At 64.3% G+C, this 24,802-nt stretch carries 19 protein-coding genes; 8 read left to right on the top strand and 11 right to left on the bottom strand.

Annotated elements, in window-relative coordinates; all coding sequences use genetic code 11:
- Window positions 1–23 precede the first annotated feature (23 nt).
- From F753_RS30655 to rarD, 5 genes are all read left to right on the top strand, one after another.
- A complete protein-coding gene (locus F753_RS30655; RefSeq protein ID WP_023444469.1) occupies window positions 24–1,685 on the top strand; it encodes a methyl-accepting chemotaxis protein in 1,662 nt (553 codons plus the stop codon).
- 182 nt (window positions 1,686–1,867) lie between these two features.
- Entirely contained in the window at window positions 1,868–3,553 is a 1,686-nt protein-coding gene (locus F753_RS30650) for a methyl-accepting chemotaxis protein (protein WP_031297331.1), read from the top strand.
- A 268-nt stretch (window positions 3,554–3,821) separates the two neighbouring features.
- Window positions 3,822–5,426, top strand: coding sequence for a M28 family metallopeptidase (locus F753_RS30645; RefSeq protein WP_031297329.1), 1,605 nt, complete (start codon window positions 3,822–3,824; stop codon window positions 5,424–5,426).
- 114 nt (window positions 5,427–5,540) lie between these two features.
- Complete coding sequence (gene hrpA / locus F753_RS30640; protein WP_023444466.1) at window positions 5,541–9,623, top strand: ATP-dependent RNA helicase HrpA; 4,083 nt, start codon at window positions 5,541–5,543, stop codon at window positions 9,621–9,623.
- Window positions 9,624–9,661: 38 nt separating this feature from the next.
- A complete protein-coding gene (gene rarD, locus F753_RS30635) occupies window positions 9,662–10,555 on the top strand; it encodes an EamA family transporter RarD (protein WP_023444465.1) in 894 nt (297 codons plus the stop codon).
- Between the two features lie 102 nt (window positions 10,556–10,657).
- On the opposite strand, the gene F753_RS30630 is transcribed toward rarD, so the two are convergent.
- Genes F753_RS30630 through F753_RS30620 form a run of 3 tightly spaced genes read right to left on the bottom strand, consistent with a single transcriptional unit; the run spans window position 10,658 to window position 13,910 of the window.
- On the bottom strand, window positions 10,658–11,509 hold the full coding sequence (locus tag F753_RS30630) for an FHA domain-containing protein (protein ID WP_023444464.1): 852 nt from the start codon (window positions 11,507–11,509) through the stop codon (window positions 10,658–10,660).
- A gap of 57 nt (window positions 11,510–11,566) precedes the next feature.
- Window positions 11,567–13,114, bottom strand: a complete 1,548-nt coding sequence (locus F753_RS30625) for a serine/threonine-protein kinase (RefSeq protein ID WP_031297327.1) — start codon at window positions 13,112–13,114, stop codon at window positions 11,567–11,569.
- Between the two features lie 19 nt (window positions 13,115–13,133).
- Complete coding sequence (locus F753_RS30620; protein WP_031297326.1) at window positions 13,134–13,910, bottom strand: PP2C family protein-serine/threonine phosphatase; 777 nt, start codon at window positions 13,908–13,910, stop codon at window positions 13,134–13,136.
- Window positions 13,911–14,201: 291 nt separating this feature from the next.
- Between F753_RS30620 and F753_RS30615 the strand changes: the two genes are divergently transcribed.
- On the top strand, window positions 14,202–15,341 hold the full coding sequence (locus F753_RS30615) for a sensor histidine kinase (RefSeq protein WP_023444461.1): 1,140 nt from the start codon (window positions 14,202–14,204) through the stop codon (window positions 15,339–15,341).
- 22 nt (window positions 15,342–15,363) lie between these two features.
- Here F753_RS30615 and F753_RS30610 read toward each other — a convergent pair whose 3' ends face one another.
- Both F753_RS30610 and F753_RS30605 read right to left on the bottom strand, forming a co-directional pair.
- Window positions 15,364–16,095 (bottom strand): TrmH family RNA methyltransferase, encoded by a 732-nt coding sequence (locus tag F753_RS30610; RefSeq protein WP_023444460.1) that lies wholly within the window; start codon window positions 16,093–16,095, stop codon window positions 15,364–15,366.
- An 11-nt stretch (window positions 16,096–16,106) separates the two neighbouring features.
- Window positions 16,107–17,744 (bottom strand): NAD(P)/FAD-dependent oxidoreductase, encoded by a 1,638-nt coding sequence (locus F753_RS30605; RefSeq protein WP_023444459.1) that lies wholly within the window; start codon window positions 17,742–17,744, stop codon window positions 16,107–16,109.
- A 248-nt stretch (window positions 17,745–17,992) separates the two neighbouring features.
- On the opposite strand from F753_RS30605, the gene rlmE reads away from it, so the two are divergent.
- Together rlmE and F753_RS30595 are read left to right on the top strand one after the other, a co-directional pair.
- On the top strand, window positions 17,993–18,613 hold the full coding sequence (gene rlmE, locus F753_RS30600; protein WP_003300908.1) for a 23S rRNA (uridine(2552)-2'-O)-methyltransferase RlmE: 621 nt from the start codon (window positions 17,993–17,995) through the stop codon (window positions 18,611–18,613).
- Window positions 18,614–18,687: 74 nt separating this feature from the next.
- Complete coding sequence (locus F753_RS30595; RefSeq protein ID WP_023444458.1) at window positions 18,688–19,332, top strand: ion channel; 645 nt, start codon at window positions 18,688–18,690, stop codon at window positions 19,330–19,332.
- Between the two features lie 64 nt (window positions 19,333–19,396).
- Here F753_RS30595 and F753_RS30590 read toward each other — a convergent pair whose 3' ends face one another.
- The 6 genes from F753_RS30590 to F753_RS30565 form a co-directional block, all read right to left on the bottom strand.
- On the bottom strand, window positions 19,397–20,212 hold the full coding sequence (locus F753_RS30590) for an alpha/beta fold hydrolase (protein ID WP_023444457.1): 816 nt from the start codon (window positions 20,210–20,212) through the stop codon (window positions 19,397–19,399).
- Window positions 20,213–20,434: 222 nt separating this feature from the next.
- Window positions 20,435–21,322 carry a YghX family hydrolase gene (gene yghX / locus F753_RS30585; protein ID WP_023444456.1) on the bottom strand — a complete coding sequence of 296 codons (888 nt, stop codon included), beginning with the start codon at window positions 21,320–21,322 and terminating at the stop codon, window positions 20,435–20,437.
- A 115-nt stretch (window positions 21,323–21,437) separates the two neighbouring features.
- Window positions 21,438–22,421, bottom strand: a complete 984-nt coding sequence (locus F753_RS30580; RefSeq protein WP_014821171.1) for a ribonuclease Z — start codon at window positions 22,419–22,421, stop codon at window positions 21,438–21,440.
- Between the two features lie 143 nt (window positions 22,422–22,564).
- Window positions 22,565–23,728 carry an acetyltransferase domain-containing protein gene (locus tag F753_RS30575; protein WP_023444455.1) on the bottom strand — a complete coding sequence of 388 codons (1,164 nt, stop codon included), beginning with the start codon at window positions 23,726–23,728 and terminating at the stop codon, window positions 22,565–22,567.
- A 142-nt stretch (window positions 23,729–23,870) separates the two neighbouring features.
- The gene (locus tag F753_RS30570; protein WP_014821169.1) at window positions 23,871–24,290 is read right to left on the bottom strand and encodes a VOC family protein; all 420 of its coding nucleotides are present in this window, start codon (window positions 24,288–24,290) and stop codon (window positions 23,871–23,873) included.
- A 16-nt stretch (window positions 24,291–24,306) separates the two neighbouring features.
- Window positions 24,307–24,726 carry a YciI family protein gene (locus F753_RS30565; RefSeq protein WP_023444454.1) on the bottom strand — a complete coding sequence of 140 codons (420 nt, stop codon included), beginning with the start codon at window positions 24,724–24,726 and terminating at the stop codon, window positions 24,307–24,309.
- Window positions 24,727–24,802: the final 76 nt, after the last annotated feature.

Genomic DNA, 24,802 nt, shown 5'->3' with positions numbered 1-24,802 from the left:
TGCTGTCATCACTACGATTGTGAGTGAAGCTGCTCTTGCTTGCCCTTGGCCCGATTCTGCTGCTCGCTGTTCTGCTCAGCGGCGTTGCGGTGATCGAGCTGCAGGATCTGGCTGACCAGCAGGAAACGCAGACCCGCGCCAGTCTCATCCGCGACCGACGCGTCGAACTCGAAAGTTACGTGCAGCTCGCCCGCAATGCGATTGCGCCGATCTATGAGCGCTCCGCCGAAGGCGACCTGCAGGCCCGCGATCAGGCCGTGGCGCTGCTGGAAGGGCTGACCTACGGCCGCGAGGGCTACTTCTGGGGTTACGACGGGCAGTCCGTTCGCGTGTTCCAGGGCGCGACCCGCGAGCGTATCGGTGAGAACTTTGCCGACTTCAAGGACCCGAATGGCGTGTATGCGATTCGTGAACTGGTCAAGGTGGGTCAGAACGGTAGCCACTACGTCGACTACAGTTTCGCCGTGCCGGGCAGCAATGCACTGGTGCCCAAGGTCGGCTATGCCGAGTACCTGCCGAAATGGAACCTGGTATTCGGCACTTCGCTGAACCTGGATGACGTCGAGCGCGATGTCGGTGAGGCTCGGGCAGCCTTCCAGGCGCGCATCGACAGTCTCACGCTGATCATGCTTGGATCCGCGCTGCTGCTGCTCATCCTCGTTGCCGTGCTCGCGGTGCTGATGAGCAATGCCATTCTGCGGCCGCTGCTGCAGATCAAGCAGAACCTCGACGACATGGCCGAGGGCGATGGCGACCTGACTCATCGCCTGCCGGTTACCAGCCGTGACGAGCTGGGTGAGCTGTCGGCATCGTTCAACCGCTTCGTCGAGAAGATCCACGTGCTGGTGCAACAGGTCGCCGGAACCACCGCGCAGCTGACCGGCCTGGTGGGTGAAGTCGCCAGCCAGGCGCAGCGTTCGGAGCACGCCATGGCCGATCAGCGCAGCGAAACCGACCAGGTGGCCACGGCAATCAACGAGATGTCGGCCGCTGCCCACGAAGTGGCGATGAGCGCCCAGCGTGCCGCCGAGGCCGCGCGCGAAACCGATCAGCAGGGCGTTGCGGCCAAGCAGGTCGTAGACCAGAGCATTCACCAGATTCATGAACTGGTGGGCGAGCTGCGCGGCAGCGGCGAGTCACTGGAGGGGCTGCAACAGGACGTGAAAGGCATCGTCGGCGTGCTCGACGTGATTCGTGCCATTGCCGAGCAGACCAACCTGCTGGCGCTCAATGCCGCCATCGAGGCGGCCCGTGCCGGCGAGGCGGGGCGTGGGTTCGCGGTGGTGGCTGACGAGGTAAGGGCGCTGGCCAGCCGCACGCAGCAGAGCACCGGCGAGATTCAGGGCATGATCGATCGCCTGCAGAACGCAACTTCGAACACCGTCAGCACCATGCTGCGCGCCGGTGAGAAAGGCGAGAGCACTCGTGATCATGCCAATCAGGCCTGGGAGTCGCTGGATGCCATCTCCGCACTGATCGGCACCATCAATTCGATGAACGCGCAGATCGCCGCCGCCGCCGAAGAGCAGACCGCCGTGGCCGAGGAGATCAACCGCAGCGTGCACCATATCGCCGACGCGGTGGACGGTGTGGCCAGCGATGCCGCCCAGGGCGCGCAAACCGCACGTGAACTCAATGGTCTGGCGGAACAGCTCCAGCGGCTGGTGGGACAGTTCCGCATCTGATCGACAAGCCGCTCTAGGACGGGCTATCGCGAAACCCTGCCATGCAGGGTTTCGTCGTTCATGGGGTAAAGAAAGCTCCCGTCAGGTCGACAACCGAAGGTACTTGCGCAATTGGTGCTTAAGTGGCGCCTTTTTTTTGTCGCAATTTCTCTTGCTACAAGTACCTAAAGGGATCGATCAGAATGCTCTCCAATCTTCGTTTACGAATGAAGCTGCTGTTGCTCACGCTGGGCCCGATTCTACTGCTCTCCATCCTCCTCAGCGGCATCGCCGTCTATGAATTGCGCGCACTGGCCGAACAGCAGGAAGAGCACACCCGCAAGAGCCTCATTCAGGATCGGCGTGCCGAGCTCAAGCATTACGTCGAGCTTGCGCGCAATGCCATCGGGCCGATCCACGAGCGCTCCGCCGAAGGCGACATGCAGGCGCGCGATCAGGCGGTGGCCATTCTCGAGCGGATGTCCTATGGCAAGGACGGCTATTTCTGGGGCTATGACTCCCAGGCCGTGCGCATCCTGCAGGGCAACACCAAGGACAAGATCGGCCAGAGCTTCTACGACTACCGTGACCCGAACGGTGTCTACGCCATTCGCGAGCTGGTGCGCGCCGGCCAGGACGGCAGCCACTACGTCGACTACAGCTTCGTGCTGGGTGACAGCAGTGTGCTGGTGCCCAAGGTCGGCTATGCCGAATTCCTGCCCAAATGGAACATGGTCTTCGGCACATCGTTGAACCTGGATGGCGTCGAGCGCGACGTGCAGGCCGCGCGGGCAGAGTTTCAGGAGCGCATCGACGGGCTGGTAGCCATCATGCTGGTTTCGGCGTTCGCGCTGCTGGCGTTGATGGCGCTGCTAGCCGTCTTCATGAGCAATGCCCTGCTCAGTCCGCTGGTGCTGATCAAGCGCAATCTGGATGACATGGCCCAGGGCGACGGCGACCTGACCCAGCGACTACCGATCACCAGCCAGGATGAACTGGGTGAGTTGGCCATGTCGTTCAACCGCTTCGTCGAGAAGATCCATTCGCTGGTACAGCAGGTTGCCGGCACCACCACGCAATTGAGCGGGCTGGTCGGTGCGGTGGCCAGCCAGGCGCAGCGCTCGGAACAGGCTATGGCCGACCAGCGCAGCGAGACCGATCAGGTCGCCACAGCGATCAACGAGATGTCGGCCGCGGCCCACGAGGTCGCGATGAGCGCCCAGCGTGCCGCCGAAGCGGCGCAGCAGACCGATCAGCAGGGCGTTGCGGCCAAGCAGGTAGTCGATCAGAGCATCCACCACATTCACGAACTGGTGGGCGAGCTGCGTGGTAGCGGTGAGTCGCTGGAAGGGCTGCAGCAGGACGTGAAAGGCATCGTTGGTGTGCTTGACGTGATCCGCGCCATCGCCGAGCAGACCAACCTGCTGGCGCTCAATGCGGCCATCGAGGCAGCCCGTGCCGGTGAGGCAGGTCGCGGTTTCGCCGTGGTCGCCGACGAAGTACGTGCCCTTGCCAGCCGTACCCAGCAGAGCACCGGTGAAATCCAGGGCATGATCGACCGTCTGCAGAGCGCCACTTCCAACACCGTCGCCACCATGTTGCGCGCTGGCGAGAAAGGCGAGAGCACCCGTGACCAAGCCAACCAGGCCGGTGAGTCACTGGATGCCATCTCCGCACTGATCGGCACCATCAACTCGATGAACGCGCAGATCGCCGCCGCCGCCGAGGAGCAGACCGCCGTGGCCGAGGAGATCAACCGCAGCGTGCACCACATTGCCGATGCGGTGGACGGTGTGGCCAGCGACGCCGCTCAGGGAGCCCAGACCTCCCGCGAGCTGAATGGACTGACCGTGCAACTGCAGCAGCTGGTCGGTCAGTTCCGAATCTGATTCGACGTTCTCCGGCGGCAGGTGCAACGCCTGTCGCCGTTGCTGAACGGCGCTGTTTCCAGCGCCGCTCCGCCAAGAGTCAGTAAAGCGCCTTGATGAAGTTCCCTGCAACCCGATCAACGGTGCTACCGGCGGGCGGCTGTCTCAGAACCGAGACGGCGGCCGTTCGGTCTAGCTCCCTATGGCCGCGTCCGCTGAAAGCAGTAGGGGACGATGGCGCAAGCCACAGGCGGCCTGCCCATCAATCCGTTGCAAGGATGAGTTACCCATGCACAAAAAAAACAATGCTGTTCGGGTAGTTGCTTCTCTCGCATTACTTACCGGAAGTGTCGCTTTCGCGGCGCCGCAGGTAGACACCGCTCAATTCAATGACTTCTGGACGCCGGATAAGCCGAACGCCGCGCTTTGCCGTTCGCCCTTGCTGGTCGGTACGCCGGTCGGTTTGCCGCGCTGCATGCAGGCGAGCAATGTCATGAAGCACCTGGAGGCGTTGCAGGACATCGCCATGATGAACGACGGCAATCGTGCGTCCGGTCAGCCCGGTTATCAGGCGTCGATCGACTACGTGCGCAGCCGCCTGCAGCGCGCCGGTTATCGCGTCGAAGTGCAGGCCTTCCCGTTCCTCGCCTTCTATCCCGTCAGCCCCGGCACGCTGAGCGCCGTGGCGCCGCAGCCGGCCCAGTACGTCTGGGAGGAGGATTTCACCTACGCCGATCAGACCGATCCGGGCAATGTCACCGCACCGGTGGTGCCGGTCGACCTGGCTCTCGGCGCTGGCAACACCTCCACCAGCGGCTGTGAGCCCGAGGACTTCGCCGGCTTCCCGGCCGGTGCCATTGCCTTGATGCAGCGCGGCACCTGTCCGTTCGGGCAGAAGGCGAGCAATGCCGCGGCGGCCGGTGCGGCAGGCGCCATCATCTTCAATCAGGGGGACACCGAGGACCGCAAGGGGCTGCTGGTCGCAACCCTGGGCGAGGACTACAGCGGCGGCATCCCGGTGATGTTCTCGACCTACGATAACGGCGTGGCCTGGTCGCAGACCGCGGGGCTGCAACTGAGCATGAACGTCGACGTGGTGCGCGAGCAGACCGAGACCTACAACCTGCTGGCTGAAACGCGCCGCGGCGATCCGGGCAACGTGGTCATGGTCGGCGCGCACCTGGACTCGGTGTTCGAAGGGGCGGGCATCAACGACAACGGCTCGGGCAGCGCCGCGCTGCTGGAAATGGCCCTACTGATGAGCAAGGCGCGGCCGGAAAACAAGGTGCGCTTTGCCTGGTGGGGCGCGGAGGAGTCCGGCCTGGTGGGCTCGACCTACTACGTCACGCAGCTCCCGGACGAGGAGAAACAGCGCATCAAGGCCTATCTGAACGTCGACATGATCGGTTCGCCGAACTACGCCAACTTCATCTATGACGGCGATGGCTCCGACTTCGGCCTGCAGGGGCCACCCGGCTCGGCCGCCATCGAACGCCTGCTGCGCACCTACTTCCAGCTGCGCAATGCGCCGTCTGAAGGCACCGAGATCGATTTCCGCTCCGACTACGCACAGTTCTTCGAGGACGGCATCGCCTTCGGCGGTCTGTTCACCGGTGCCGAGGACATCAAGACCGAGGAGCAGGCGCAGCGTTACGGCGGCGCAGCCGGCCAGCCGTTCGATCCGTGCTATCACAACGAATGCGACAACCTCGGCAACATCTCCACCGAGGCGCTGGAGTTGCACGGTGATGCGCTAGCCTTCGCCACCAGCTGGCTGTCACTGTCGACCCGGATGATCGATGACGAGATCGCCGCAGCGGCGGAGCAGAGCATTGGTAGCATGCGCATCCAGCAGGTACAGGAGAAGTCGCGCTGGGGTCACTGGATCCGTTGATCGGCTGAACACCGCGCCGGCATGCCGGCGCGGTCCCTGCACAAACCCTTTCCCTTCGGCCGGCCGGGCAAATCTGCGACAATCGCGCCTTCTCGAATTGCCCCACGGCTGTCCATGACCGACGCAACGCTCGCTATCGATACCCTGCTGAAGAATCTCGACCAGGCCCTGTTCGCTGATCGCCACCGCCTGCGCCGGCAGCTGCACGAGCTGAGAAAACAGCCGGATGAGGCCAAACTGGCCCAGTGGCTGGAGCGTTTTCAGGCGTCCGCCGCCAAGGTCGAGGCGCGCAGGCAGAGTGTGCCGCGCATTCGCTACGACGATAGCCTGCCAATCGCCGCCAAGCGCGACGAGATCAAGGCCGCGCTGGAAAAGCACCAGGTGCTGGTGATTGCCGGTGAGACCGGCTCCGGCAAGACCACTCAGCTGCCGAAAATCTGTCTGGAAATCGGCCGTGGCGTACACGGGCTGATCGGCCATACCCAGCCGCGCCGGCTCGCAGCGCGCAGCGTCGCCACGCGGGTGGCAGAGGAAATCGGCACGCCACTCGGTGAACTTGTGGGTTATCAGGTGCGTTTCGAGGATCAGAGCAAGGACAGCTCGCTGATCAAGCTGATGACCGATGGCATCCTGCTGGCCGAGACGCAGCACGACCGCTTCCTCGAGCGTTACGACACGATCATCGTCGACGAGGCCCACGAGCGTTCGCTGAACATCGACTTCCTGCTCGGTTTTCTCAAGACCCTGCTGCCGCGCCGGCCGGATCTGAAGGTCATCATCACCTCGGCGACCATCGATCTGCAGCGTTTTAGCGAGCACTTCGACGGTGCGCCCATCGTCGAGGTGTCCGGGCGTACCTACCCGGTGGAAACCTGGTATCGGCCACTGGCGGCTGAGATCGACGAGGACGGCAACCGGGTCGAGGACGACCTGACCGTCGACCAGGGCATCCTCGCCGCGCTGGATGAAATTACGACCCACGAGCAGAGCGTCGGCAAGCGCCCCGGCGACGTGCTGGTGTTCCTGCCCGGCGAACGCGAGATTCGCGACGCGGCCGAGGTGCTGCGCAAGGCCAACTTGAAGTTCACCGAGGTGCTGCCGCTTTATGCGCGGCTGACGCCGGCCGAGCAACAGAAAATCTTCCAGCCGCGACCGGGGCGCAAGATCGTGCTGGCCACCAACGTCGCCGAGACCTCGCTGACCGTGCCCGGTATCCGCTACGTGATCGATTCCGGTACTGCGCGCATCAGCCGCTATAGCTACCGCGCCAAGGTTCAGCGCCTGCCGATCGAGGCGGTGTCCCAGGCCAGCGCCAACCAACGCAAGGGGCGCTGCGGGCGGGTCGAGCCGGGTATCTGCATTCGGCTGTACAGCGAGGAAGACTTCCTCGGCCGGCCCGAATTCACCGATCCGGAGATCCTGCGCACCAACCTCGCCGCGGTGATCCTGCAGATGCTGCATCTGCGCCTGGGCGACATCCAGGATTTCCCCTTTATCGAGCCGCCGGATGGCAAGGCCATCAGCGATGGCTTCAACCTCTTGCAGGAACTTTCGGCGGTCAACCGCGAGAATCAGCTGACCCCAATGGGCCGCCAGCTGGCACGCCTGCCGATCGACCCGCGACTGGGTCGCATGCTTCTCGAAGCCGCACAGCAGGGCAGCCTGGCCGAGGTGCTTATTGTCGCCAGCGCACTCTCAGTGCAGGACGTGCGCGAACGTCCGGCCGACCGCCAGCAGGCCGCCGATCAGGCCCATGCGCAGTGGAAGGACCCCGACTCGGACTTCGCCGCGCTGATCAATATTTGGCGCGGTTTTGAGGAAAAGCGCCAGGAGCTGGGCTCCAACCCGCTGCGCAGCTGGTGCCGGAAGAATTTCCTCAACTATCTGCGTCTGCGCGAGTGGCGTGACGCGCATCGCCAGCTGACCCTGATTGCCCGAGAACTCAAGCTTGGTTCGGGCAGGTCGGTGGATGGCTCCGGCCAAACACCGCGTGCCGATAAGGCACGTAGGGTGGAAGACGGCGAAGCCTCTTCCACGCGTCCGGCCGGGGCCAGCGCCCAACCCACACCAACCAAGGACACCAAGGTCAACGTCATCCTCCGCCAGCAGGCCGAAGCCAGCGATGAGGCGCAGAAGGCCAAGGGCTACGCGGCGGTGCACAAGGCGATCCTCGCCGGCCTGCTCAGCCAGATCGGCAACAAGACCGAGGAGGGCGACTTCCTCGGCGCGCGCCAGCGGCGCTTCTGGGTGCATCCCTCCAGTGTGATCGGGCGCAAGAAGCCCAACTGGCTGATGGCCGCCGAGCTGGTGGAAACCACCAAGCTGTTCGCGCGCATGGTCGCCAAGATCGAGCCCGACTGGATCGAACCGCTGGCCGGCCACCTGATCAAGAAGAATCACTTCGAGCCGCACTGGGGGAAGAAGCGCGGCCAGGTGGTGGCCTACGAGCAGGTGACGCTCTACGGCATGATCGTCGTCGGCCGCCGACCGGTGCATTACGGCCCCATTGATCCGCCAGCAGCGCGAGAGCTGTTCATCCGCGAAGGGCTGGTGCGCGGCGAGATGCACAGCCGCGCCCGCGCCCTCAGCGCCAATCGCGAGCTGCTCGAGCGTCTCGACGAGCTGGAAGCCAAGGCGCGCCGCCGCGACATCCTCGCCGATGAGGAAACCCTGTTCGACTACTACGCTGCGCGGCTGCCGGCGGACATCTACCAGACCGCCAGCTTCGAGAACTGGTACAAGCGCGAAAGCCAGAAAGACCCGCAGCTGCTGATCATGCGCGAGGAAGACGTGCTCGCCCGCGAGGCCAGCGAAGTCACCGCCGCGCAGTACCCGGACCACCTGAGTATCGGCGAGCTGCAGCTGCCGCTGGAATACCATTTCGAGCCCAACCACCCGCGCGATGGCGTGACCTTGCACGTGCCGGCGCCGCTGTTGCCGCAATTGCGCAGCGAGCGGCTCGACTGGCTGGTACCGGGGCTGCTGGAAACGAAGGCGGTGGCGCTGGTGCGCAACCTGCCCAAGGCACTGCGCAAGAACTTCGTGCCGGTGCCGGATTTCGTCGGCGCCGCGCTGGCCAAGATCACCTTCGGTGAAGGCGCGCTGCCGGAGGCGCTGGGACGTGAACTGCTGCGCATGACTGGTGCACGCGTATCGGACGACGCCTGGGCCGAGGCGGCAGCCGGTCTGGAAAGCCATCTGAAGATGAACATCGAGGTGGTCGACGCCCGCGGTAAGTTCCTCGGTGAGGGGCGTGATCTGGCTGAACTCACCGCGCGCTTCGCCGAGGCCAGCCAGGCCGCCCTGGCGCCGCAGCAGCAGAAGGCCGAACAGAAGCCGGTCGAAGCCAAGGGTTTTGCCCAGGTCGCAGAAAAGGCCCAGGCGAAGATGGCCGGGCTGTCGATGACCGTCTACCCGGCGCTGGTGGAAGAGGCAGGGGTGGTCAAGGAAGGGCGTTTCCCGACCCAGGCCGAGGCCGAGTGGCAGCACCGCCGCGCCCTGCAGCGCCTGTTGTTGCAGCAGCTGGCGGAGCCGGCCAAGTACCTGCGCAACAAGCTGCCGGGGCTCACCGAACTGGGCCTGCTCTACCGTGACATGGGCAAGGTCGATGCGTTGGTCGAGGACATCCTGCTGGCCAGCCTCGACAGCTGCATCCTCGACGGCGAAGCCCAGCTACCGCGTGACGGCGCCGCCCTGGCGTCACTGGCCGAACGCAAGCGCGGCGACTGGACCGCGCATGCCGAACGCCTGGCGCGCCTGACACTGGAAATACTCAAGTACTGGCACGGCCTGCAGAAGCGCTTCAAGGGCAAGATCGACTTGGCCCAGGCGGTGGCGCTCAACGACATCAAGGCGCAGCTGGGCAACCTGGTCTATCCGGGCTTTGTTCGCGAAACGCCTGCCGAGTGGCTGAAGGAGTACCCGCGCTACCTCAAGGCCATCGAGCAACGCTTCGAGAAGATCGGTGCGCAGCTGCAGCGTGATCGCGTCTGGTCCGGCGAGCTGGCCGGCTACTGGGAGCAGTACCAGACACGCCTGAAGAAGCACCTGCAGGAAGGCAAGCGCGATGCCGAGCTGGCGCTGTATCGCTGGATGCTCGAGGAATATCGCGTCTCGCTCTGGGCACAGCAGCTTGGCACCAGGATGGCGGTTTCGGACAAGCGCCTGAACAAGCAGTGGAGCCAGGTCGAGCCCTGAGGTCGGGGCTGGCACGAATCGTCAATCGCAGGAAGCCCATGGAAACTCGCAACAGGCTGGCGGGCGTCGCCGGCTCGCTCGCCGCATCGACGCTCTTCGCAACGCTGTATTACTACACGTCGCTGCTCGAGCCGCTGAGTGGCCAGCAGATCTACGGCTGGCGCATTCTGCTCACCGCACCCTGCCTGGCGTTGCTACTGCTCGCCATCGGTCGCTGGGGCGAGGTCCGCGAGATCCTTGTGCGCGTACCGGCAGAGGCGCGACTGTGGCTAGCGCTGCCGCTGTCTTCGGCGCTGGTCGGTTTGCAGCTGTGGCTGTTCATGTGGGCGCCGATCAACGGCCACGGGCTGGACGTTTCGCTCGGCTACTTTCTGCTGCCGCTGACACTGGTACTTACCGGGCGCCTGGTTTTCGGCGAAACGATCAGTCGCTTGCAACGCCTGGCCTGTCTGCTGGCGGCTGTGGGCGTGGGCAACCAGCTGCTACTGGCTTCGTCACTGTCATGGCCGGTACTCGCCGTTGCCCTGGGCTACCCGTGCTACTTCGTTCTGCGCCGCAAGCTCGGCACCGCCAGTCTTGGCGGGCTCTGGGTCGACCTGGTCATCAGCCTGCCGGTTGCTGCGCTGTTCGTCCTCGGCAGCGGTGACACGTTGAACCTGCTTGCCGGCAATCCCCGCCTGCCATTGCTGATCGCCGGCCTGGGCGCGCTCAGCGCGCTGGCGCTGGGGCTGATGATCAATGCCAGTAAGTACCTCAGCCTGACCCTGTTCGGCCTGCTCAGCTATGTCGAGCCGGTACTGTTGGTGGTCGTGGCGCTGCTGCTTGGCGAGAGCATCGCGCCGGACCAGTGGCTGACCTACGGGGCGATCTGGGCGGCGATTGTGGTGTTGGTCCTCGAAGGATTGCGGGCGCTGCGTCAGGGGCGAGGGTAGCGTTCGGTAGTGATTGATCAGCTGCCGAGGTTTCATCGGGCAGGCGCCGGCTGCTAGGGCAGAAAGCGGCACTGCATGGCCGCCGCTCAAGCCTGTTAGTTGCTAGATCATCTGCTGTGCAACCAGCCCGGCGACAATGGCCAGCCCCAGCGCGCCGAGCAGCATGCCAAGGCGCCATGCGGATTTACCTGGCTCACGAGCAGGAGCGGCGGCAACAGGTGCCGCCGCGTGCAGCGGGTTCGGCGTGGCAGGGCGGGGGCGGGAAGGTTTCGGCTGGGGGGCAACCGTGGCGGGCAGGTCGGTGGCGCGGACGAATACGGTAGCGTCTTCGTCGACGACTTCCGGGGTGCTGACCTTGGGCCCGATCACCAGCAGTGTGGTATTGCCCAGCTGGATCTGGTCTCCCGGCTGCAGCACAGCGGTCGTGACCTTCTCGCGGTTCACCAGCAGGCCGTTGGCTGAGGCCAGGTCCTTCACTTCCAGCACATCGCCCTTGAGGTAGAACTCGGCGTGGCGGCGGGACAGTTCCGCATCGCTGAAGCAGAGTTCGCATTTGACCGAGCGGCCGAAGGTCATCGAGCCAGTGATGTGGTACTTGTGGCCCTGGTTCTCGCCCTTGACCACCTGCAACAGCCAGCGCGGAGCGCTCGCCAGCTTGGTGCCGGCCTTGGCCGGATCGACGATCTGCAGTTCCAGCGCGCCCAGGCGCAGGCGGTCGCCGGAACGAATCTGGTAGCGCTCGCCGACCTTCTCGTCATTGACGTAGGTGCCGCCAGGCGTGCCGAGGTCGGTGAGGTAATAGAAGCGGTTTTCCAGCAGCAGTTCGGCGTGAAATGGCGCGACCCCGGCGTCGTTGGCCACCAGCTTGTTGCTGCGGTCCGAACCGAGGGTGAAGCGTTCATCGGCAAGCCAGACCGGACTCTGGCGATTGTCAGCGAAGTGGATCCTGAGCATGGCGCGGTACCTTTTAGCGGAGCGGGCGACGGTCTGAGCCGAACGGCACTCGGCGAATTATTGGTTGAATATCCGGTTCCACAGGCGCTTGACCGGGTTGGCTGGCGCTTGCGAGGTCTGCGTGTTGGACGGCGCGGCGCGTGAGGTGCTGGCCGTTGTGCGTTTCACCGGGCGCGGCGCCCGGGCCTTGGCAACCCGCTGAGCATGCGCGTCGTGCAGCGCGAGCAGGGGCGCATAGTCCGGGGTGGCTTCCAGCCCCTGCTGGATGTACTCCAGCGCCAGGGCGAACTCGCGGCGCCTGTAGGCTGCTTCGGCTAGCTCGACATACCGCTTGCTGACCTGCACCAGGCCGTTGCGGGCCACCTCGTTTTCAGGCAACCAGCCCAGCACCTGCTGGTAGTAGTGCACCGCGCTGTCTTCGGCGGGTTGCAGCAACTGATCGTTTGCCAGCCGTTGCGCCGCCAGTTCCAGTGCCTGGGCGATGCGTGCATCGAGCACGCGGCGTATGCCGTCGAGGGCCTCGACATTGTCCGAATCCAGGCGCAGGGCCTGGCGGTAGTAGTAGTCGGCATTGTCGAACGCCGGTGCAGTCAGTTGCCCCTCATCCAGGCGTGCCTCTGCGCGCGTGAGGTAGTCGTTGATGCGGCTGTATTGCAGCCACTGGTAGCCGCCGGCGGCCAATGCGGCGACTGTCACGATCAGCGCCGCGCCGATCACCGCCCAGCGGCCGATGCCACGACGGCGACGGCGGCGTCTGGTCGGCGCCTCGATGAATGCCGCCGGTGCGATGCGGGTCTGGTCCATGTCCGGCTCGGTGAGCGTGTCGATGGCCGCCAGCAGCTCACGGCAATTGCCGAAGCGCTCATCCGGCTGCTTGGCCAGCATGCGGTCGAGCAGTGGCTGGTAGGGCGCGAGCGCCGGCGGCAGTTGCGGCAAGGGCATCTGCAGGTGATTGAGCACGGTTTGCGGATAGCTGCTGGCGCGGAACGGGTTGGTCCCGGTGAGCATCTCGGCGAGTATCACGCCGAGGCTGTAGATGTCGCTGCGGGCATCGAGTGGCTGGCACTGCGCCTGCTCCGGGCTGCTGTAGGCAGGGCTGCCGACGGCGATGCCGAAGTGGGTGAGCTCGTTATCCAGCTCTACGGCCTTGGCTACGCCGAAGTCGGTGAGCACCACGCTGCCGTCGTCACGGAAGAGGATATTGGCTGGCTTCACGTCTCTATGGACTAGCCCGCCGTCGTGCACCACCGCCAGGCCGCCGGCCAGCTGACGGATGATGTCCAGCGCGCGCGATGGTGAGAAGACGATGCCGCGGTGTTGCGCCAGGTCGCCCCCGCCGAGGTACTCCATGGCCAGGTAGTGCCGGCCATCGGCGATCTGGCCGATGTCGTGGATGGTGATGATGGCCGGGTGGCGCAGCGAGGCGACGATATGGCCTTCCTGGATGAAGCGCTCGGTGAACGCTGCATCTTCCGTGCGCAACAGCACCTTGACGGCCACCTCGCGATCCAGCGACAGCTGGGTGGCCAGATAGACCTCGGCCATTCCGCCTTTTCCGAGCCGCTTGTGCAGGCGATAGCCCGGTATTTCCAGCATCCGATGCATTGTAGAAACTCGCGCTTGCTTACGACTTGAGGGGTTTTAACAGCATGTTGATGAAGCGCCGCCCGCGGGACTCGGCCGCCGGGAGGGGGGCGGTGCGGCCGATCACGATGCAGGAGATGTTGTCGCGGCCGCCGTGTTCATTGGCCTGGTCGATCAGCTGTTCCACCAGGTTCTCGAGGGTATCGGCAAAGGTGCAGCTGGCATGGATCTGCGCGTCGGTCAGCTCGTTGGTCAGGCCGTCACTGCATAGCAGCAGCAGCTCGCCGGGCTTGAGGGTGGCGCTGTGGGCACCGACTTCCAGCGGCGCCTCGCGTCCCAGGCAGCGCAGGATGATGTTGCGCCAGGCGTGGCCTTGAGCCTCGGCCGGCTTCAGCTCCCCGGCGTCGATCATCATCTGCACCCAGCTATGGTCCCGCGTAAGCTGCTCGATACCGTTGGAGGTGACCAGATAGGCGCGGCTGTCGCCGACCCAGGTGAGTTCGAAGTCGGCACCCTTGAAATGTGCTGCGACCAGCGTGGTGCCCATGCCGTCGTCCACAGCCGCGTCAAGTACTGCCTGGTTGGCGTGCTGAACCGCTGTCTGCAGCGAATCGCCGCCCTCGATCGCCTGCTGCAGTGCAGACAGTGCCAGGCTGCTTGCAACCTCCCCGCATTGATGCCCACCCATGCCGTCGGCGATGGCCCAGAGCCCCAGCTCCGGCGCGCAGAGCAGTGCATCTTCATTATGGCTGCGCCTGCGGCCTGGCGAGCTTTGCCCGGCGTAGTCCAGCAATGAATCAGAAAGGGTAGGTTGCATGCGAGGGCCCTGCGGCACGACGTCGAGCGAGCATGATGCGTGGGGCTCGTAGGGCTGTCATCGACCGGCACCGCGACAAGCGCAAAACTGTTAACTCGCGCAAAGGGCAGCTTTATTTTTCGGCTGTTATCCGCGAATGCTGGTAGCCCGATATGAGCAAGCGCGTTCACGCAAACCGGCCGGCTAAAAGTTACTACTGCTGGCGCTGCTTCCCTGTAGTCTCGGCTTCCGCTCCTCACTGACACACCTGTCGTCGCTACAACCATCCGTTTCAGTCACGAGGAGCAAACCATGCGCTTGGCCGATTTCATTCTGGAAAACATCGAACCCGTCCTTCAGCAGTGGGAAGACTTCGCCAAGACGATGACACCCGCCGCCAACGGCATGGATTCGGTGGCGTTGCGGGACCATGCGGAGCAGATGTTGCTGGCGATCGCCGCCGATCTGCGCACGGCCCAATCAGTGAAGGCGCGGATCGCCAAATCCCATGGGAAGGCGTCGCCGTCACGAGATGCCACTCCCGCGGAAACCCACGCCGACATCCGCTACTCCTCGGGCTTCACGATCGCGCAGGTCATTGCCGAGTACCGGGCATTGCGCACCAGTGTGCTGGTCCTGTGGATGTCGTCCGATGCAACGTCGAAAGAGCACGAGATTTCGGACATCATCCGCTTCAATGAAGCGATCGATCAGGCCCTCGCCGAGTCTGTGGTCTGCTATGCGGACGCCGTGGATGCCGCGCGAAATGTCTTTCTCGGCATATTGGGCCACGACCTGCGAAGCCCCCTCGGCGCCATATTGCTGAGTGCTGACGTACTGTTACGCACAGGGGATCTGCCTCCAAAGCCGACCATAAACGTGTCGCGTATCTATACGAGCGTGAAACGCTCGATCAAGATCGTCGGCGACCTGTTGGACTTTACCCGCACGCACTCAGGCGTAGGCATTCCGGTGCGCATGGACAGCGAAGATCTGGCGCACGCGTGTGAAGGCATGGTTGAAGAGGCGAGGGCGTTCAACCCCGACCGACAGATCGTCCTGCAGTCGGAGCCGAGCCTTCCTGGGCAGTTCGATAAATCGCGAATGGAGCAGGTGATTGCCAACCTGATTGGCAACGCCGTCGAGCATGGCGAGGCGGGGACACCGATTACGGTCAGCCTGAAAAGCGATGAGGGGATCGCCGCGCTGACGGTTCACAACGTCGGCCGGCCCATTGCCGAATCGGCAAAAAGCAGCCTCTTCAATCCGATGGTGCGTCACATCCAGAGCGGTAACGCCGAGTACGGTGCGGGTGCGGGGCTCGGCCTTGGACTGTATATCGCATCTGCCATAGTCGATGCTCACCACGGCAGTATCGAGTTTGAGTCGATGGCCGGTAGCGGCACCACGTTCACGGTGCGCATACCTCTGGGCGGCGAGCAGGCTGCATAGTGCAGCCCACCTCAAGCAGCGGCTATCTGCTCAATTCGTACGCGCACATGTTGACTGTTGCCGCCAGATTCAGCGATTCGATGGCGCCACACCCGGGAATCGTGAATGGCTGGGCTTTGAGTGAGGCCAGCTGTTCGCGTGGCACGCCGCGGGCTTCGTTGCCGAACAGGTAGCAATCGAAGGCGCGGAAACTCGCCGATCGCACCGACTCGCCGCTCATATCCAGGCAGGCGATGCGCTCGAAGCGGGTGTGCAACGAATCCAGTCCAACATCCAGCTCCATCGGCGCATGAAAGATAGCGCCCATGCTCGAACGCACGACCTTTGGGTTGTACGGGTCGACGCTGCCGGGGCTGAGCAGGCAGCGGAAACCACCGAACCACGCCAGCGTGCGCAGGATGGTGCCGAGGTTGCCCGGGTCCTGGATTTCATGCAGGTAGATGGCGCGCTCGCCCGCGAGGGGCGCAGCAACCGGCGCGCCTGTCGCTGGCATCGGCACCAGCGCAACGATGCCTTGGGGGGTTTTGGTATCGGCGATCTGCGCCATCTGGCGATCGCTGATCAGGTGGGTCTTGAACGGGCTTTGCCAGTGCTCGTAGGCGCTGGTCACATACAGCTCGCTGCGTTGCAGCAGTGGGTTATGCAAGCCCGCCTTCTGCAGCTCCAGCACCAGATGCTCGCCCTCCACCAGAAAATGCCCGAACTCGGCCCGGTACTTTTTCTGGTGCAGCTTCTTGATGTCGTCGAGTTTCATCAGGGCGGCGCTCAGTTGCTCTGCACTTCGGTGTGTTCCACTTCAGCCAGCATTGACTTGGCCAGCGCCTCGGCGACCTTGATGCCATCCACGCCTGCCGAAAGGATGCCACCGGCGTAACCCGCGCCTTCGCCGGCCGGATACAGGCCGCGCAGGTTGAGGCTTTGCAACGTCTCGTTGTCACGGGTGATGCGCACCGGCGACGAGGTGCGGGTTTCGATGCCGGTAAGCACCGCATCAGCACGATCGAACCCGCGGATCTGCTTGCCGAACGCCGGCAGCGCTTCGCGGATGGCCTCGATTGCATACTCGGGCAGCGACGGCGCCAGATCGCCCAGGCGCACGCCCGGTTTGTAGGAGGGCTCGACCTCGCCGAACGCGGTAGACGGCACGCCGCGAATGAAGTCGCCGACCAATTGCGCGGGTGCGCAGTAATCGCTGCCACCCAGCTCATAAGCGCGCGATTCCAGGCGCTCCTGCAGCTCCACGCCGGCCAGCGGGTCGCCGGGGAAATCCTGCTCAGGGTTGATGCCTACGACGATGCCGGCATTGGCATTGCGTTCGTTGCGCGAGTACTGGCTCATGCCGTTGGTCACCACGCGGCCCGGCTCGGACGTGGCGGCCACCACGGTGCCGCCCGGGCACATGCAGAAGCTGTAGACCGCACGGCCGTTCTTGGCGTGGTACACCAGCTTGTAGTCCGCAGCACCCAGCTCCGGATGGCCGGCGTACTTGCCCAGCCGGGCTTGGTCGATCATGCCCTGCGGGTGTTCGATGCGGAAACCGATGGCAAACGGCTTGGCCTCGATGAACACGCCCTGGCGATGCAGCATGCGCACGGTATCGCGGGAGCTGTGCCCCAGCGCCAGCACCACATGGCGACTCTTGATCGTCTCGCCGCTGGCCAGCACCACGCCTTCGAGCTGGCCATCGTTGATCACGAGATCGGTCACTTTGCTCTCGAAGCGCACTTCGCCGCCGAGGGCGATGATTTCCTCGCGCATGGTCGAGACCACACCGGTGAGCCGGAAGGTGCCGATGTGCGGCTTGCTCACATACATGATCTCGGCCGGTGCGCCGGCACGAACGAACTCGTGCACAACCTTGCGCGCGTAGAACTTGGGGTCCTTGATCTGGCTGTAGAGCTTGCCGTCGGAGAACAGCCCGGCGCCGCCCTCGCCGAACTGCACGTTGGATTCCGGCGTCAGGACCTTCTTGCGCCACAGTGCCCAGGTGTCCTTGGTACGGCTGCGCACATCCTTGCCGCGCTCCAGCACGATGGGCTTGAAGCCCATCTGTGCGAGCAGCAGCGCGGCGAACAGTCCGCAGGGGCCGAAGCCCACCACCAGCGGTCGCTCGCTCAGATTGGCTGGCGCCTGGCCTACCGGGTAGTAATTGGTGTCTGGCGCTGGACGCACGTTGTGGTCATCGGCAAAACGCGCCAGGATCGCCGCCTCGTCGCGGGCCTCCAGATCGATGATGTAGATGAACAGAATGACGCTGTTCTTCTTGCGCGCATCGTAGCTGCGCTTGAATACGGTGAAATTCAGCAGATCGGCGTCGCTGATGTTCAGGCGTTTGACGATGGCCTGGCGCAGCTCATCGGCGGAATGATCGAGGGGCAGGGACAGCTCGTTGATGCGAATCATGACGGTAATCCTGGCCGGTGACTCCGGCAGAGGAAGAAGAAGGGGCGGGGAGTAGGGCGCGGATTGTACCCGTCGCCGCTCGTGCCTGTCAGGCTGCGCTGATGGCCTTCCACGGCCTGTGTGCTGCGACCAGCGCCCGCGGGGCGGCATTATCGGCTTATAATCGCGGCCACTTTGCGTCCAATGGTTGTGCCTTGCTGCGCCTGTTGGTCCGCGTCTTACCTTGATTCTCCGTGGTTGGCTCTATCATGAAACGATCCAAAAGCAGCCGTCGTTGGCTGGATGAACACGTCAACGATCCCTTCGTCAAACGCGCCCAGAAGGACGGCTTGCGCTCGCGCTCCAGCTACAAGCTGATCGAGCTGAACGAGAAGGACAAGTTGATACGCCCCGGCATGCTGGTCATGGACCTCGGCTCCGCTCCCGGTGGCTGGTCGCAGGTGGCCGGCGGTATCGTCGGTGAAAAGGGCAGGGTGCTGGCGACCGACATTCTGCCGATGGGCGGGCTGGATAACGTCGACTTCGTGCAGGGCGACTTCACCGAGGATGCCGTTTTTCAGCAGATCCTCGACATGCTCGACGGCCGGCAGCCCGATCTGATCGTCTCCGACATCGCGCCGAACATCAGTGGCGTCGCCGCCGCTGACCAGGCCGCTTCGATGTACCTGGTCGAGCTGACCCTCGACATGGTTCGCCAGGTGCTCAAGCCCGGCGGCAACTATGTGGTCAAGGTCTTCCAGGGCGAAGGCTCGGACGACTTCCTCAAGGATGTGCGCAGCTCGTTCGAGAAGGTGTCGATCCGCAAACCGGAAGCATCGCGCCCGCGATCGCGTGAGGTCTATCTGGTGGCGAAGGGGTTCAAGGGCTAAGGGCACTTTCAGTGCCCTGCCGCGCGTTCCGCTCCCGCTACATCTGAGCTGGCTGATACATCGATGGGCAATCAATGCTGACCTACCTCGTGCGTTATCCCTCGGCAGCGCTGCTGTTTGTCCAGCTGCTCGGCATCCTGCTGTACCCCTTCATGGAAAACACCCCGCTCGGCCGCGCTGCCTTTGGTGCATTCGGCGTTGTAGTGCTGGTCCTGGCGTTGCGCATCGTCAACCGGAGCCCGACGCTGCATTCGCTGGCGTTCCTGATGGCCGCTGCGATCCTCGGACTGACGCTTGCCGTCGAACTGACAGCCATGCCCGGCCTGCACCTGGCGTTGGTCGTGACCGAGTCGATGTTCTACTTCTACGCGGCGGCTGGCCTGATCGGCTACATGATGGAAGACCAGCGCACGACGACGGACGAACTGTTTGCCGTCGGTGCCACCTTCACGCTGCTGGCGTGGGCGTTCGCCTACGCCTATGCGGCCTGCCAGCTCGTTGCCCCGGGCAGTTTCGTCGCTATCCTGCAGCCGGATGAGCCTCGCTCGTGGATGGAACTGCTGTTTCTCAGTGTCACCGTACTCTCCGGTGTTGGCCTCGGTGACATCCTGCCGCTGCGGCCTGTGGCGCGGGCGCTGGTCATGCTCGAGGAAATTGCAGGGCTGATGTACATCGCCCTGGTCGTCTCGCGGGTAATCGGGCTGACCATCCGCCGTTAATGACGCCTCCTGCAACGCCGCCCTTCCGAAGGCCCTGTCGCCGAGAGAAACGCCAGGCAAGGCCTTAGCCGATCGCCCGCAAGAACCGTCCAACCCGCTCCAGCACTACGTCCGGCTGCTCGCGATGCGGCACGTGGCCGACGTCGGGCAGCAGCGCCTGTTCGACATGGCCGCCGGCGTGCCGGGCGATCAGTTGCGGGTGGCGTTCGGAGCCGAATTCGTCGTTGTCGCCATGGATGGCCAGTGCCGGGCAGCGGACTCGAGGCAGGGCGTGGGCGAGGGTCCAGGAGGCGAAGTCGGGCGCGAGCCAGGTGTCGATCCACGCGCTGAGTACCCAGTCGCTGCGCTCGCCGTGGTAGCGGCGCAGGCGTTCGCGCTGTGCGGGGTCGGAGAACCAGCTTCTGGCCTGGCGGATGCCTTCCAGCGTGCGGGGTTCGACGAAGGTGACCGCCGACATCGTGATCATCGCCTGGCAGGCTGCGGGATATTGCGCGGCGCAATGCACCGCCATGCTGCCGCCGACGCTGTGACCGACCACCACAAAACGCTCGATACCCAGATGGTCCAGCACTTGGGCGAAGCCATGCGCGGCTTCATCCTCGACGAAGGTCGGCGCAGGCGGAGCGGTCAAGCGGTCGGAGCGACCGAAGCCCAGCCGGTCATAGGCGACCACCGTGCGGCCGGTAGCCTGGGCGAGCGCGGCGGGGAAATCCTTCCATTGGTCGATGCAGCCGAGCGACTCGTGCAGCAGCAGGATCGGTGCGCAGTTCGGGCGCAGCGCGCCGGCGTCGGGGAACCAGCTGCGGACGAACATCTGCCCATGCGTGCTCTGTACCCAGAGGTCTGCCGGGACGTTGCCGAGCGTTGCGCTAGTGGTCATGGAGGGCTTTCCTGAGCGGTGCGGACCACATAGCAGTACTGTTCTTTTACGTAAACGTCAACATGCAGTGACGGATGTATCGACAGTATGCTGCAGCCTTCGGGCAGGCAATGCAGCCGAAAGCCGCACTGATGCGCGGGACAACGCGCGGGCGTTCTGGAGGCAAATCAGGTCAGCGCAGGGTTGGAGCCTGGCGGCATGGCCCGCTACGGCAGGAGCACATCAGCGCAGATAACGCTGGAACCAGGCGATGGTGCGTTGCCAGGCCAGCTCAGCCGCCTGCTCGTCGTAGCGCGGGGTGCTGTCGTTGTGAAAGCCATGCTGGGTGCCCGGGTAGATGTAGGCCTCGTAGTGCTTGCCGGCCGCCTTGAGCGCGGCTTCATAGGCGGGCCAGGTTTCATTGACGCGCTCGTCGTGTTCGGCGAACTGGAACAGCAACGGTGCCTGAATCTTCTCCACATCCGCCGGATTGGCCTGACGGCCATAGAACGGCACTGCCGCCGCCAGTTCCGGGTATGCCACCGCGGCGGCATTGGCCACGCCACCGCCATAGCAGAAGCCGGTGATACCGACCTTTTCGGTGGTGGCTTCGTGGGCCATCAGCCATTCGATGGCGGCGAAAAAGTCGTTCATCAGTTTCTGCGGATCGACCGCGGCCTGCAGTTCGCGGCCCTTGTCGTCGTTGCCGGGATAGCCGCCGACCGAACTCAGCCCGTCCGGTGCGAGGGCGACGAAACCGGCCTTGGCCACGCGCCGTGCGACGTCTTCGATGTACGGGTTGAGGCCGCGATTCTCGTGGACGACAACGATGCCTGGCACCTTGCCCTCGGCCTTGGCCGGACGGGCCAGGTAGGCGCGCACCTCACCGTGGCCGTTGGGCGATGGGTAGCTGACGTATTCGGCGATGATGTCCGGATCGGTGAAGGCGACCTGCTGGGCCAACGCATAGTTGGGCGTGAGCGCATCGAGCACCGCCACGGCGGCCGTGCTGCACAGCGTGAAGGCCGCGGCGCGGTCGAGGAATTCCCGGCGGCTGAGCTTGCCGTGGACGTAGAAGTCGTAGAGCTCGAGCAGTTCGGGGGCGAAGTCTTTCGCGGTAAGACGTTCCATCGGCGGCTCCGTCGAGTATCGAAAGCGATGCTGGGTGTTTGCGCTGACAGCGGGTGCAGCAGCCAGTGTAGTCAGCCGGGCTGCAGGCGCTGCGTTTGCAGACGATCTTTACGGTTCAGCGCGGCGGGCGTGGGCGAGGTGGCTCGACGGGCGTCAGCTGGCCGTCCTTGCCGAGGTGCAGGCGCATGAAGTCTTCTGCAAGCAGCAGCTTACCGGCGTAAAGGGCGCTGGCTTCGGCGCACAGGTCGTCGATCGAGTGACCACGCCCGGCGTTCTTCTGATAGCGCGCGCTGAAGTGGGTCAGCACAAGATTCGGCAGGCCGACCGTTTGCGCAAAGCGCGCCACCGATGCCGCCGTGCTGTGGCCGAAGTCATTGCGCGCGTCGTTGGCCACCGCTTCGGTGTAGGTCGCCTCGTGCACCAGCAACTGGGCGCCGCGGCAGGCGTCGGCAAGCAGTTCGGGACGATCATTGTCGCCGCCGATGACGATGCGTTGCGGCGCACGGCTGAAGCTCAGGTAGTCGTCGCTGCGCAGTTTCCGGCCTTCGTGCTCGACATCGAAGCCGCGTGCCAGCTGGCCCCAGAGCGGCCCGCGGGGCACGCCGTCGCGTTCGAGGCGGTCGATGTCCAGCCGCGGATCAGGCCGGGCCTCGGTGAAGCTGTAGCCGTAGCAGGGCACACGGTGGGACAGGGCGGTGGCCTCGATGCGCATGTTCAGGTTGCGCCACTCGCCCAGCGATTCGACCGCGTGAAAGTCGAGGTCGTAGCCCAGCCAGCTCTGGCTCATCTCCAGCGTGGCGCGCACCCAGGTTTCGATGCCCTGCGGCGCGATGATCGTCAGCGCGGCCTTGCGTCCCATCATTCCGGCGCTGGCGAGCAGGCCGGGCAGGCCGTAGCAGTGGTCGCCATGTACATGGGTTATGCAGATGGCGCGCAGGTCGTGCAGAGACAGCGGCGTGCGCAACAGCCGGTGCTGGGTGCCTTCGCCGCAGTCAATCAGGTACCAGCTCTTGCCGGTGTCCTCCAGCAAGGCCAGGGCGGTGACATTGCGCGCGCGGGTGGGGGTGCCGGATGAAGTGCCGAGAAATAACAGATCCACGCCGCCGTTCCTTCCTGCCGTTCAACTGATCCGAGAAAGGTTGAGCCTTTGCCGGCGCCGCTGCAATTGCATTTTTGCGACGCCGCGGCCCTGACCAGCTGGCTGGCCGAGCGCCGCGGACCTCGCACTGTCGCAGGGCCGCTTCAGAGGTACTTCAGCCAGGCAATGTCCCTGCGCCGTGCCTTGAGTTCGGCGAACCAGCGCACCGCCGGGAACAGCAGCACCGCCAGCGCCAGGGTACACAGCCACAGCGGCCACACCGCATCGAAGCCGAAGTGATTGCCGCGGTTCAGACCCCAGATCGCCACGGCGGCGATGTAGAGTAGCTTCAGCACGTACAGGTGCAGCAGGTAGAAGAACATCGGGGCCGCGCCGAACACGCTGAGCGGTCGCAGCCAGGCGCGGTCCTGCTTGCGTTCGAAGTAACGCAGGAGCAGCAGGCTGCAACCCAGCGTCAGGCACAGGAACAGCAGCGACGGTGGGTACTTGGTGACGTTGAGCAGGCTCATCAGCGTACGCAGGCCGTCCTCGCCAACGACCCAGGGCTGCTCGCCGTAGCTGTTGATCAGCCGCAGCAGAACGAAGGTCAGCAGGGCTCCTTGAGCCCAGCCGCCCAGGTAGCGCTGGCGTCGCTCGGGGTCGGCGTTCCTGGCGAACCAGGGCCCGACAGCGTAGCCAAGGGCGATCACGCCGATCCACGGCAGCAGCGGGTAGGAAGTGCGCAGCCGCAGGTTTTCCGAAACCTCGATCCAGCCGCGGTCGTGCAGGATGGCCCAGGGGACATGCAACGTTGAGTCTGCGGAGAACTGCAGCGGGTCGAGCAGGTTGTGGCCGCCAATGATCACCAGTCCCAGCACGATCAGCGCAGGGCGCGGCAGCCAAAGCAGTGCAGAGAGCGCCAGCATGCTCAGGCCGATCGCCCAGATCACTTGCAGATAGATCACCTGCGGCGGGAACTGGAACGTCCAGGCGAAGTTGACCAGGGTGAATTCGAGCGCCACCAGAAACAGCCCTCGTTTGAGCAGAAAGCTCGACACTGCACGGCGGTCCTGGTGCTTTTCGCCATAAAGAAAGGCCGACAGGCCGGTCAGGAAGATGAATACCGGCGCGCAGAGATGCGCCAGGGTGCGGCTGAAGAACAACGCCGGCTCGGTGACCGCCACGTCCATCGGGTCGGACACCTGCATATGCAGCAGGAAGGTTTCGCGGACATGGTCCAGCAGCATGAACAGGATCACCAGGCCGCGCAGCGCGTCGATGGATTGCAGACGCGCCGCGGCTGGCGGAGTGAAATCGAGGGAGGGCATGAGCGGCTCACAGCAGGATGATCGCAATGCAGGCGCAGACTCGCTGCGCCCGCCGAAAGGTACGATACGTTATAACAAAAGTCGCTGCCTCTCCAGATGCGAATCAACCACGATAGTCCCCGGCGTAAAAGGGCTGAATGCTTCAGCCCTGCTCGCAGTTAACCATCCACGACACGCCGAAGCGGTCGGTGAGCATGCCGAAACGCTCGGCCCAGAAGGTTTTCTCCAGCGGCATGATCACCGTGCCGCCCTCGGCCAGTGCGGCGAACAGCCTTTCGCTTTCGTCAACGCTGCTCGGATGCAGGGAAACCGAGCAACCCTTGATGCCTTCGTACGGCCCGCCACCACAGGTGTCGGGCAAGGAGTCGGAGGCCATCAGCACACCATCGCCGAGGTTCAGGCAGGCGTGCATGATCCGCTCGCGGTACTCGGCGGGAAACTGCTCGGCATCCGGCGCCTGGGCAAAGGTCATCATTTCCAGCGTGCCGCCCAGCACATCCTTGTAGAAGGTGAACGCTTCGCGGGTGGTGCCGTCGAGGGTGAGGTAGGTGGTGATCTTCATTGCTTGCTCCTTGCTGTCATTGATTGAGTTGCGCGCGCAGGCGGTCTTCCTGCTCGCGCAGTTCGGGGGTGAACTCGGCGCCGAAATCTTCCGCTTCGAATATCTGGCGAATCTCGATTTCCGCATCGCCGATGGCCGACTGCGGGCAACGCTTGACCCAGTCGACGGCCTCCTGCAACGAGGCGGTCTGGAACAGCCAGTAGCCGGCGATCAGCTCGCGGGTTTCGGCGAACGGGCCATCGGTGACGCTGCACTGGCCGTCGTTGAAACGGATGCGCGCGCCCTTGCGGCTTGGCTGCAGGCCCTCGCCGCCGAGCAGCACGCCGGCATTGGCCAGTTCTTCGTTGTAGCGGCCCATCGCCGTGAGAACGTCCTCGCTGGGCATCTCGCCGGCTTCGGTTTGTGGGGTGGCCTTGATCATCACCATGAAACGCATCGGTGGACTCCTTCAGTGGAATGGAAAGAGCCTAGACGGGCATACGGCAATTTCCGCCGGCTCCGATCATTGGTCG

The organism is Stutzerimonas chloritidismutans AW-1 (assembly GCF_000495915.1).
GTDB lineage: Bacteria > Pseudomonadota > Gammaproteobacteria > Pseudomonadales > Pseudomonadaceae > Stutzerimonas > Stutzerimonas chloritidismutans.
Note: the sequence above shows the minus strand (reverse complement) of the source record. Positions and strands in the feature narration are given on the sequence as shown.